This is a genomic window from Streptomyces sp. McG3 (genome assembly GCF_018619185.1).
Classification (GTDB): Bacteria; Actinomycetota; Actinomycetes; order Streptomycetales; family Streptomycetaceae; genus Streptomyces.
Genome location: NZ_JAAXYC010000291.1, coordinates 1 through 10,242 on the forward strand (window position 1 = coordinate 1; position 10,242 = coordinate 10,242).

Sequence of the window (10,242 nt, forward strand, 5' to 3'; positions counted from 1 at the left end):
GGCTGTGGCGGCGGGGGGCTGGGGGCTGAGCCTGCTGCCGGTCCATGTCGCGTCGGTCGTGCCGGTGAGGCCGTCGGGGCGGTCGGTTCTGCTCGGACCGTCGGGCTCGCTGGGTTCGTCGGCGCGGCGGTGGTCTACCAGGGCATGGCGACGCCGCCGTTCGGCCGGAGAATCTGACCGGTCATGAAGGCCGAGGCGTCCGAGGCCAGGTGCAGCACGGTATGGGCGACGTCCTCCGGTTCGCCGACCCGGCCCAGCGGGGAGATCCGGGCCATCGTCGCCTCGGCCCGGTGCTGACCCGAGGCATCGTGCCGGTCGGTCATGGGCGTACGGATCCAGCCGGGCGCGACGGCGTTCACCCGTATGGCGTGAGGCCCCAGCTCCGTGGCGAGCGTCTTGGTGAGCTGCACCACGGCGGCCTTCGCGGCGCCGTAGCAGAGCAGGCCCGCGCTCGCCGAGTCCACCGCGCCGGACGCCATCGTGATCAGCGAGCCGGGGGCGGAGCGGGCCGTCATGGAGCGGGCCACTTCCTGGCAGGCGTACAGCACTCCCTTGAAATTGACGGCCAGCACGCGGTCCAGGTCCTCGTCCGCCGTATCCAGCACGCTGCTGGTGTGCATGATCCCGGCCGAGGCGACGAGGACGTCGAGATCCCCGGCCGCGCCGACGGCCGCACGGACCTGGTCGCGGTCGGTGACGTCGAGAGGGTGGGTCCGGGCGCTGCCGCCCGCGTCGGCGATCAGGTCGTACGTCCGGCGCAGGCCCGTCTCGTCGCGGTCCGCGCAGTGCACCGTCGCCCCGGCCTCCGCGAGCAGCAGGGCGCTCGCCCGCCCGATGCCGCTCGCCGCGCCGGTGATGAACGCGGCGCGGCCCGTGAGGTCGTACGCGGAGAGAGGCATGACGGGACCGTACGACCATATCTGACGGTGCGTCAACTAGGGGGTCGGTCCTGATTGGCAACCGGGACACCAGTAGGTGGGGCGGTCGTCCTGGTCGGCGAGACGGATCGGGGTTCCGCAGCGCAGACAGGGACGACGGGCCCGCCCACGCACCCGGTCGCCGGTTGGCGTGCAGGAGCCGCTCGGCCAGGGTGACGAGCCGGGGGAGTACGCCGTCGGGGAGCGCGCCCACGGGAAGCCAGGGCGTGACGCGGGCCAGGAAGCACAGCTCGCACTTGTAGACATTGCCGATGCCCGCCAGATTGCGCTGGTCCAGGAGCGCCTCGCCGAGGGGGCGCTCCGGTGCGGCGTGCAGCCGGTCCAGGGCCAGGCCGGGATCCCAGTCGGGGCCCAGCAGATCAGGGCCCAGATGGCCCACGACCCGGTCCTCCTCGCTGGTGCGCAGCAGCTCCAGCACCGGGAGCCGGTAGCCGACCGCAGTGTGCTCCGCGTTCCCGAGGATCGCGCGGATCTGGTGCCCCGGGCCGCCCCGCCAGCGTTCGTCCGGGGCGTACACCCGCCAGGCGCCGTCCATCCGGAGATGGCTGTGCAGGGTCAGGCCGCCCTCGACGCGGGTCAGCAGGTGCTTGCCGCGGGCGGTGACGTCCAGGACGGTCCGGCCGGAGAGGTCGGCGGTGGCGAAACGGGGGACGCGCAGGTCCGACCGGGTCAGCACGTGCCCGGCCAGCGCCTCGTGGAGCCGGGCGGCGGTCTGGAGGACGGTGTCTCCTTCGGGCATGCCTCCATGATGGGCCGGGCCGGGGCGTTCGTGCGATGGCGGCCCGCCGTCGGGTCGGGTGGCGTCCGGCCGGGGGCGGTGGCGTCGGCCGGACGGGGCAGGTCGCCGTCCACCGACGTGCCGCGCGTCAAGTGCCGTCCGCCGAGGTGTCGCACGCCGAGGTGTCGCACGCCGAGGTGTCGGGCCCGGGACGGGCGGGGCGGCATCTCGGATCAGCGGTGGCTCGGGTCAGGCGCGCAGGCGCAGGCCTCTCGGAGTGGCGAGGAACCCGGCGGACTCCAGCGTCCGGCCCAGCGGCGAGGTGAGGGAGGAGACCCCGTTCGTCCGCTCCACCGTCACCGTGCCCAGGGCGCCGGCGCGGGCCGAGGCGGCCAGGGCCTCGGCCGCCGCCCGCAGGGCCGGGGCCTCGGGGTCGGACGGCCAGGCCAGGAGGGTCTTCCCGCCCCGCTCCATGTAGAGCGTCAGCTCGCCGTCGACGAGGACCACCAGCGCCCCTGCCTTGCGGCCCGGCTTGTGTCCGGCGCCGTCAGGAGACTCGGGCCACGGCAGGGCCGCGCCGTACGCGTTGGCCGGGTCGGCCGCGGCCAGCACCAGAGCCTGGGGTGCGGAGTCCGGATCCCGACGGTCGCGGGCCGTGGAGGCCGCCCGCAGGCGGTCCACCGCGCCGTCCATCGCGAACTGGGCGGCCCCGAGCCCCTCGACCACATAGCCGCGTCGCGCCTGCCCGTTGTCCTCGAAGGCGGCCAGGACGCGGTACGTCGCGGAGAAGCCGCCCTCCACCCCTTCGGCCTGCACCGCGCCGCGGGTCACCACGCCGTGCCGGTCGAGGAGGGTCCGGGCCAGGGCGTGGGCGCGGTGGGTCGGTTCCGGTTCGGCCGGGGGCAGCAGGGACCAGCGGCCCGATACGGTCGGCGGGCCGGTCCGGGACGCGGGGCGGGCGGCTGCGGTGAGCGAGCCGTAGCGCCCGCGCGGGACGCTTCGCCGGGAGCGGTGGGCCGTGGAGCCCGCCGTCCGCCCCGAGCCCAGGAGCGAGCGCAGCGGGGCCAGGGTGTCGTTGGTGAGCCGCCCGGACCAGGACAGGTCCCACAGGGCGTCGGCCAGCTGCTGGTCCGTGCAGTCCGGGTGGGTGGTGGCTCGGACCTGGTCGGCGATCTGCCGGAAGAAGAGGCCGTACCCACCGGAGAGCGTGGTGAGCACGGACTCGTGGAGCGCCGACAGCTCCAGCGGGTGCGGGGGAGGCAGGAGGAGCGGCGCGCTGTCGGCGAGGTAGAGGGAGACCCAGCCGTCCTTGCCGGGCAGCGCCCCCGCGCCCGCCCAGACAACCTCGCCCGTGGTCGTCAGCTCGTCGAGCATCGCCGGGGCGTAGCCCATGACCCGGCTCGGCAGGATCAGCTTCTCCAGCGCCGACGCGGGGACGGGAGCGCCCTGAAGCTGCTCGACGGCACGGGCCAGCCCGTCGATGCCCCGCAGACCGTTGGAGCCGAAGTGCTGCCATTGAGGGAGGAAGGAGGCGAGGGCCGCGGGCGGCACCGGCTCCAGCTCCTGGCGGAGCGCCGCCAGCGAACGGCGGCGGAGCCGGCGCAGCACCGTGGCATCGCACCATTCCTGACCGATGCCCGCCGGGTGGAATTCGCCCTGGACGGTCCTGCCGGAGGCCGACAGCCGTTGCAGCGCCCCGTCGGTGACGGCGGTGCCCAGACCGAAGCGCTCGGCGGCCCTGGCGGCGGTGAACGGGCCGTGCGTCCTGGCGAAGCGGGCGAGGAGGTCGCCGAGGGGATCCTTCACCGGCTCGGTGAACGCCTCGGGCACGCCGACCGGGAGCGCGGTGCCCAGGGCGTCGCGGAGCCGGCCCGCGTCCTCGATCGCCGCCCAGTGATCGGCCCCGGCGATCCGGACCTGGATCGCCCGGCGGGCCGACGCCAGCTCCGGTGCCCAGGACGGCTCGGCGCCCCGCTCGGCGAGCTCGGCGCCGGTGAGCGGACCGAGGACGCGCAGCAGGTCGGCGAACCCCTCGACGTCCTTGATCCGCCGGTCCTCGGTGAGCCATTGCAGCTCCCGCTCCAGCTCGGTGAGGACCTCGGGGTCGAGCAGTTCGCGCAGCTCCGCCCGGCCCAGCAGCTCGGCGAGGAGGTGGGAGTCCAGGGAGAGGGCGGCGGCGCGCCGTTCGGCGAGGGGTGAGTCGCCCTCGTACAGGAACTGCGCCACGTATCCGAAGAGGAGCGAGCGGGCGAACGGCGAGGGCTCCTGCGTGGTCACCTCGACCAGCCGGACCCGGCGCGCCTCCAGGTCGCCCATCAGTTCCGTGAGCCCGGGGACGTCGAACACGTCCTGGAGGCATTCGCGGACGGCCTCCAGAACGATCGGGAACGAGCCGAACTCCGAGGCGACCTGGAGCAGCTGGGAGGCCCGTTGGCGCTGCTGCCAGAGAGGAGTGCGCTTGCCGGGGGAGCGCCGGGGCAGCAGCAGGGCGCGCGCGGCGCACTCCCGGAACCGGGCGGCGAACAGGGCCGATCCGCCCACCTGGTCGGTGACGATCTGCTGGACCTCGCCCTGGTCGAAGACGACGTCGGCGGCCGCCACCGGGGGCTGGTCGCTGTCGTACGCCACAGCTCCCGGCGCGGGTCCGCCGTTCCCGTTGTCCGGGGGCTCCGGGGCGTCGAAATCGAGCAGGTCCAGGCCCATCATGTCCGCGTCGGGCAGCCGCAGAACGATCCCGTCGTCGGCGTGCATCACCTGGGCGTCCATCCCGTAGCGCTCACCGAGGCGGGCGGAGAGCGCGAGCGCCCAGGGGGCGTGCACCTGGGCGCCGAAGGGGGAGTGCACGACGACCCGCCAGTCGCCCAGCTCGTCCCGGAACCGCTCGACCAGGATCGTCCGGTCGTCCGGGACGTGGCCGCAGGCCCGGCGCTGCTCGTCCAGATAGGCCAGGATGTTGTCCGCCGCCCAGTCGTCGAGCCCGGCGGCCAGCAGGCGCAGCCGGGCGTCCTCCTGGGACAGTCCGCCGATCTCCCGGAGGAACGCTCCCAGGGCCCGCCCGAGCTCCAGGGGACGGCCCAGCTGGTCCCCCTTCCAGAACGGCAGCCGGCCCGGAACGCCCGGGGCGGGCGAGACGAGGACCCGGTCCCGGGTGATGTCCTCGATCCGCCAGGACGTGGTGCCCAGGGTGAAGACGTCGCCCACACGGGACTCGTAGACCATCTCCTCGTCGAGCTCGCCGACCCGGCCGCCGCCCTTCTTCGGGTCGGCCCCGGCGAGGAAGACTCCGAAGAGCCCCCGGTCGGGAATGGTGCCGCCCGAGGTGACGGCCAGCCGCTGCGCCCCGGGGCGGCCCGTGACCGTGCCCCCGACGCGGTCCCACACGACCCGGGGGCGCAGCTCCGCGAAGGCGTCGGAGGGATAGCGTCCGGCGAGCATGTCCAGCACGGCGGTGAACGCCGACTCGGGGAGCGAGGCGAACGGGGCCGCCCGGCGGACCAGGGCCAGCAGGTCGTCCGCCTGCCAGCTGTCCAGCGCCACCATGGCGACCAACTGCTGGGCGAGGACGTCCAGCGGATTGGACGGGATGCGCAGCGCCTCGATCGCCCCTGTCCGCATCCGCTCGGTGACGACGGCGGCCTGCACCAGATCGCCGCGGTACTTCGGGAAGACCACCCCGGTGGAGACCGCTCCCACCTGGTGCCCGGCCCGGCCCACCCGCTGGAGGCCGGAGGCGACGGAGGGCGGGGACTCCACCTGGATCACCAGGTCGACCGCGCCCATGTCGATGCCCAGCTCCAGGCTGGAGGTGGCCACCACGGCGGGCAGCCGGCCCGCCTTGAGGTCCTCCTCGACCTGGGCCCGCTGCTCCTTGGAGACCGAGCCGTGGTGGGCGCGGGCCAGCAGGGCGGGAGCGCCCCTGCCCGCACCGGACTGGGCCATGATCTCGGCGGGGGCGTGCGCCTCCGGGAGGACGGGGGCCGGGTCGTCGGGGTCGAACGCGGTGCCGGTGGCCCGCTCGTACGCGATCTCGTTCAGTCGGTTGCACAGCCGCTCCGCCAGCCGCCGGGAGTTGGCGAAGACGATGGTGGAGCGGTGCGACTGCACGAGATCGGCGATGCGCTCCTCGACATGCGGCCAGATCGAGGGCTTGTCCGCCTGGCCGGAGTCACCGTCCGTGGCGGGGGAGCCGCCCAGCTCGCCCAGATCCTCGACCGGGACCACGACCGAGAGGTCGAACTCCTTGGTGGACCGGGGTTGGACGATCTCCACCTTGCGCTGCGGCGACAGGAAGCGGGCCACCTCGTCGACCGGCCTGACCGTCGCGGACAGGCCGATGCGCCGGGCGGGACGCGGCAGCAGCTCGTCGAGACGCTCCAGGGACAGGGCGAGATGGGCGCCGCGCTTCGTGCCGGCGACCGCGTGCACCTCGTCGAGGATCACCGTCTCGACGCCGGCCAGCGCGTCCCGGGCGGAGGACGTCAGCATCAGGAACAGCGACTCGGGCGTGGTGATCAGGATGTCCGGCGGCCTGGTCACCAGGGAGCGCCGCTCGGCGGGCGGGGTGTCTCCGGAGCGGATGCCGACCCGCACCTCCGGCTCCGGCAGGCCCAGGCGCACCGACTCCTGGCGGATGCCGGTCAGCGGCGAGCGGAGATTGCGCTCGACGTCGACCGCGAGGGCCTTGAGCGGGGACACGTACAGCACCCGGCAGCGCTTCTTCGCATCGGCGGGCGGCGGCTCGGCCGCCAGCCGGTCCAGCGAGGCGAGGAACGCGGCCAGTGTCTTACCGGAACCGGTCGGCGCGACGACCAGGACATCGCTGCCCTCGCCGATGGCCCGCCAGGCGCCCTCCTGCGCCGCGGTGGGTGCGCTGAAAGCCCCGGCGAACCAACTGCGGGTCGCGGGTGAGAACGCGTCGAGCGCGGATCCGGTCATGCTCACCATCGTGCACCCCGGCACTGACAACGGGCCGGTGACACCGCCCGCGGCAGCCCGCTCAGCCGGTGGCGCACGACCGGGACCTGCGAGAATGGCCGCATGACGGGAGCGGACGGCACGGAGGAATGGGCACGGCACTGGCAGTACGCCGCGCTGCCCGACCTCGATCTGCTGCGTGCCCGGTATGTCCGCCACACCTTTCCCCGGCACAGCCACGAGGGCTATGTCTTCGGCGCCGTCACCGGCGGGGTGGAGGACGTGGGGCTGCCGGGCGGCACGGTCCACGCGGTCCCCGGAACCGTCGTCATGATCAACCCGGAGGTCCCGCACACCGCCCGCTCCGGGGCGCCCGAAGGCTGGGCGTACGCCACGCTCTACCCGTCGGCCCAGGTCGTCAACGACATCGCGGCCGAGGTGACGTCCCTGCGCGGCACGGTCGGCTTCGCCGAGACCCGGGTGACCGACCCCCACGCCTCCCGGCTGATCACCGAGGTGCACCGGGCGGCGGAGGAGGGCAACGCGCTGGCGGCCGACAGCCTGCTGCGGGTCCTGGTCACCCGGCTCCTCAGCCGGCACGGCAGCCCGTTGCCCGGACTGGCCACGCACGCCGGGGGTGCGCGGAACGCCGTGCGCGCCCGGGCCGCGCTGGAGGAGCGCATGGCCGCCCCGCCCACCCTGGAGGCGCTCGCCGCCGAGCTGGGCACCGGCCCGTTCGCGCTGCTGAGAGCGTTCAAGAAGGAGTACGGGATGCCGCCCCACACGTGGCTCACCGACGCCCGGGTGCGCAGGGCCCGCCGCATGCTCGACGCCGGTGTCGCTCCCGCCGAGGCCGCGACCGCCGTCGGCTTCACGGATCAGCCGCACCTCAATCGCCACTTCACCCGGATCGTGGGTGTGCCGCCCGGCGCCTACCAGCGTGAGCGCGGAGTGCTGCGGCCCGGACGGTGAGGGCGCAAGAACGTACCGGTGATGACGCGGAACATGTCAGCGGGAGTACAGCTCGCGACTGTTCCTGCGCGGAAAGTGCCGACCGGTGTGCAAGAACGTACAAGACCCGGCCCCGGTGATCCCCGTAGCGTTCCGGGCGTGGCAGAACAGACAGCACCCCCAGGGAGCACCGGTGCACCCGGTGCCATATCGCCCGGTCCGCCCGGCCGGCGGGCCGAGGCCCTTCCGGACAAGCCGGACGCGGCCGTCGTCCGCGACGCGCTCGGCGTCGGCATCGCCGTCGGGCTCTCCGGCTTCGCCTTCGGCGTCACCTCCGCGGGCTCCGGCCTCAGCCTGCTCCAGACCTGCGTCCTGAGTCTTCTCGTCTTCACGGGCGCCTCGCAGTTCGCCCTGGTCGGCGCGCTGGCCGCGGGCGGCAACCCCTACACCGCGGCGGCCGGGGCGTTCTTCCTGGGCGTCCGGAACGCGTTCTACGGCCTGCGGCTCTCGCAACTGCTCGCGCTTCCCCGCGCGGTACGGCCCTTCGCCGCCCACTGGGTCATCGACGAGACGACCGCGGTCACCCTGCCCCAGCCCACCCGGCGGGCCGCGCGCATCGGCTTCACGGTCACCGGACTCACCCTGTACGTGCTGTGGAACCTCACCACCCTGGTGGGCGCCCTGGGCGCCGAGGCGCTGGGCGACACCGACGCGTGGGGCCTGGACGCGGCGAGTCCCGCGGTGTTCCTCGCGCTGCTCGCGCCGATGCTCAAGAGCACCATCGAACGCGTCACGGCGGGGCTGGCCGTCCTGCTGGCGCTGACGCTGCTGCCCGTTCTGCCGGCGGGCGTGCCCGTTCTGCTGTCGGCGCTCGCGGCACCCGTCGTCCTCTTCCTCATGGGGCGGACGAAACGGGGACCGAACCCCGAGGACGGCGTGGCGACCCGACAGGATAGGACGGCACAGCAGGAGCAGGAGGAGCGGCACCCATGAACGTCTGGATCGCCATCGGACTGACCGTGGCGGGCTGCTACCTCGCCAAGCTCGTGGGCCTGCTGGTGCCCGCGGGTGTGCTGGAGCGGCCGCTGGTCCAGCGGATGGCCGCCCTGCTGCCCGTGGCGCTGCTGGCGGCTCTCACCGCACAGCAGACCTTCGGCGACGGGCAGCAGCTCGTCCTCGACGCCCGCGCCGCCGGTCTCGGGGCAGCGGCACTCGCCCTGGTCCTCCGCGCTCCCTTCCTGGTCGTCGTCGGTGCGGGAGTCCTGGTCACGGCCGGCGTCCGGGCACTGGCCTGAGCAAGCCGAACGCCCGAGAACCGAACGCGGGGGAGGGATCCGTCCGCCACACCCGGACACGCGGTCAGCCGAGCGGACGACCGTACGAGCGGAGCGTCCCCAAGGCCCTGAGCGTCACCAGGGGGCGTCCTTCCAGTGCGGTTCCCGGAGCCCACTGACGCCAGGTCACCGGCCATCCGCCGTCGTCCTGCTGCTCGGCGGCCAGGTGGTCGAGCGAGCGCTCCAGCTCCTCGTCCGTGAACCAGCGGCGGGCCAGGGACCCGGGCGTACGGGCGTAGTCGTGCGGGAAGTGGTGCTCGCCCGGCGCGTACCCCGTCGCCACCGGGTACTCCGCCCGCCGGGAGGGATCGAGCACCGCGAGCCGTTGTTCGCGCACCAGGCGGCCGAGCCGGCCGGCCGCCACCTCGGCGCGTGCCCGGTCCGGGGCGCAGTCCAGAAAGGCGACCGCGGCCTCGATCTCATAGGGATGGGACTGTTCCAGAGCCTCGACGGCACTCCAGCAGAAGTCCGTCGCCCGGAACAGCCAGGCGTGCCACACCTGATTGCCGTGCAGCAGCCCGACGACCGGGCCGGTCGCGAGCAGCTCCGCCGGAGGGTCGTCCACGATGGGGATGAACGGCGCCGCCGGATACCCGCGCTGGGTAGGAAGCAGAGCGGGAAGCGCGCCTTCTTTGGTTGACACATCGGTCAGAAAGCGACAGATCCGTTCCACGCGCTGTCCGGCGCAGCGACCGATCGCATCAAGAACGCTCAGTGCGTGGGCGGTGTGCAGCGGTTGGCTGACCGGACCCCGGAGATCGGGTTCCAGCGCGTGGCCGTAGCCGCCGTCCTCGTTCTGATAGGCGGAGAGGGCCGTTTCGACGGCGTCGGGATCTCCGTCCAGGAAGCCATGGGCGAACCTCCGCTGTTCGAGGACACGGGCCGTGAGCCAGATGAACTGCTCGGCTCGCGCGAGGGTGCTTGCTCCGGTTCCAGCCATGGACCGACCGTAGAGGGGAAAGGCGTCCGGCACATGCCCGGCGGACCGGCTGCACTCTCAGGAGCGGGATACTGGTGGCATGCGGTTGACGATTTTCTGGGAACGGATGGCTGACCACTTCGGTGCGGCGTACGCGGACTCCTTCGCCCGTGACCATGTGATGGCCGAACTCGGCGGCCGCACGGTGCACCAGGCCCTGGACGCGGGCTGGGACGCCAAGGACGTCTGGCGCGGGGTCTGTAGGGCCATGGACGTTCCGGCCGACAGGCGCTGAAGCCTGGGTGCGTTCCGGTGGGCGAGCGCTGAACCCCGTTCCGGGCGGGATCGGAACCGGGACGGAACCGGAATGGTCGGCTCGGGGCGGGGGACCGGCGGCCGGCGGCATGGGCCAGACTTGTCCCGTGTCATCGACAGACGAGACCGCCCCGGCCCAGCCGTCCGCATCCC

The 10,242-nt window shown here is 73.7% G+C and carries 7 protein-coding genes and 1 pseudogene; 4 read left to right on the forward strand and 4 right to left on the reverse strand.

What is annotated here, in order from left to right:
• Positions 1 to 134 precede the first annotated feature (134 nt).
• The 3 genes and pseudogenes from HET64_RS31510 to HET64_RS31520 form a co-directional block, all read right to left on the reverse strand.
• Positions 135 to 899: an SDR family NAD(P)-dependent oxidoreductase gene (locus tag HET64_RS31510; RefSeq protein WP_215110561.1), complete on the reverse strand. Its 765-nt coding sequence runs from the start codon at positions 897 to 899 to the stop codon at positions 135 to 137.
• A 36-nt stretch (positions 900 to 935) separates the two neighbouring features.
• Positions 936 to 1,677: pseudogene (locus HET64_RS31515) on the reverse strand (DNA-formamidopyrimidine glycosylase family protein).
• 228 nt (positions 1,678 to 1,905) lie between these two features.
• Complete coding sequence (locus tag HET64_RS31520; protein WP_215110562.1) at positions 1,906 to 6,591, reverse strand: DEAD/DEAH box helicase; 4,686 nt, start codon at positions 6,589 to 6,591, stop codon at positions 1,906 to 1,908.
• A gap of 102 nt (positions 6,592 to 6,693) precedes the next feature.
• On the opposite strand from HET64_RS31520, the gene HET64_RS31525 reads away from it, so the two are divergent.
• The 3 genes from HET64_RS31525 to HET64_RS31535 all read left to right on the forward strand — a co-directional run bounded on the left by HET64_RS31525 (position 6,694) and on the right by HET64_RS31535 (position 8,816).
• A complete protein-coding gene (locus tag HET64_RS31525; RefSeq protein ID WP_215110563.1) occupies positions 6,694 to 7,542 on the forward strand; it encodes an AraC family transcriptional regulator in 849 nt (282 codons plus the stop codon).
• Between the two features lie 138 nt (positions 7,543 to 7,680).
• Positions 7,681 to 8,514: an AzlC family ABC transporter permease gene (locus tag HET64_RS31530; RefSeq protein ID WP_215110564.1), complete on the forward strand. Its 834-nt coding sequence runs from the start codon at positions 7,681 to 7,683 to the stop codon at positions 8,512 to 8,514.
• On the forward strand, positions 8,511 to 8,816 hold the full coding sequence (locus HET64_RS31535; protein WP_215110565.1) for an AzlD domain-containing protein: 306 nt from the start codon (positions 8,511 to 8,513) through the stop codon (positions 8,814 to 8,816). Before HET64_RS31530 ends, HET64_RS31535 begins: the two co-directional genes overlap by 4 nt.
• Positions 8,817 to 8,880: 64 nt before the next feature.
• Here HET64_RS31535 and HET64_RS31540 read toward each other — a convergent pair whose 3' ends face one another.
• The gene (locus HET64_RS31540) at positions 8,881 to 9,795 is read right to left on the reverse strand and encodes a hypothetical protein (RefSeq protein ID WP_215110566.1); all 915 of its coding nucleotides are present in this window, start codon (positions 9,793 to 9,795) and stop codon (positions 8,881 to 8,883) included.
• 79 nt (positions 9,796 to 9,874) lie between these two features.
• Between HET64_RS31540 and HET64_RS31545 the strand changes: the two genes are divergently transcribed.
• Positions 9,875 to 10,069, forward strand: coding sequence for a DUF3046 domain-containing protein (locus HET64_RS31545; RefSeq protein WP_215110567.1), 195 nt, complete (start codon positions 9,875 to 9,877; stop codon positions 10,067 to 10,069).
• The last annotated feature ends 173 nt before the right edge of the window (positions 10,070 to 10,242 follow it).